The sequence below is a fragment of the Stenotrophomonas sp. PE591 genome (genome assembly GCF_018320795.1).
In the GTDB taxonomy this organism is placed as follows: Bacteria; Pseudomonadota; Gammaproteobacteria; order Xanthomonadales; family Xanthomonadaceae; genus Stenotrophomonas; species Stenotrophomonas maltophilia.
In genome coordinates, this window is sequence record NZ_JAAOKO010000016.1 from 1 (window position 1) to 854 (window position 854).

Here is an 854-nt window from a genome sequence, read left to right on the forward strand (position 1 = left end):
CGACTTGCATGTGTTAGGCCTACCGCCAGCGTTCACTCTGAGCCAGGATCAAACTCTTCACTTAAAACTGCATGATCCGAAGATCAAAATTTAAAGCTGCAGATGATTGATTCTGGCAACGTATCGCTTGCTTTAAAACAATTAATAGTTGCTTGATCAAACGTCTGCAAGATGGACAATCATCCTTCCTGCAGGCGCCTTCACAAGATACCTGCGCATACTTTCAAAGATCTTGGGAAGTGGCCTCAGCGCCGTTCCCGTGTGCTGCGAAGTTTCCTTCGTAGCGAGCCGCCCATTATAGCCGGCTTTTCCGCTTCGTCAACACCTTTTTCAAGGCCGTCTCACCGGGGTGGACGTTGTTGCCGATGCTGCTTCGTCGTTGGACCCGAAGGTCTTTCGTCGTTGCGAGCCGCCTATTATGGCAGGCCTTTCAGCTTTGTCAACAACTTGTTTGAGGAACTTGAAGCTCTTCGTGAAGTTGTTGCCGCAAGTCCAGGTCGAAACCGGGTGCCTGCAAAAAAAGGAAAACCCCGCTGCGCATGCAGCGGGGTTCTCGGGTGTAAACCCTGGCGATGACCTACTCTCGCATGGCTTGAGCCACACTACCATCGGCGCAGCTGCGTTTCACTTCCGAGTTCGGGATGGGATCGGGTGGTTCCACAGCGCTAATTTCACCAGGGAGGCGGTTGGAGCGTCGCCATCCGATACAGCTGGATAAGGCGCCTGCCTCTCGTAGTTCTTGTGACGTAGCGTGCACTTGGATGCTCTTACGACGTTGTCGTAAAGCCAAGGCAACTTGAGGTTATATGGTCAAGCCGCACGGATCATTAGTATCAGTTAGCTCAATACATTGC

At 52.0% G+C, this 854-nt stretch carries 2 rRNA genes; both read right to left on the bottom strand.

Annotated elements, in window-relative coordinates:
• Positions 1-64 (bottom strand): 16S ribosomal RNA (locus tag JLDANKMP_RS22215); the annotation flags it as partial.
• Positions 65-564: 500 nt separating this feature from the next.
• Positions 565-679, bottom strand: a 5S ribosomal RNA gene (gene rrf, locus JLDANKMP_RS22220).
• Positions 680-854: the final 175 nt, after the last annotated feature.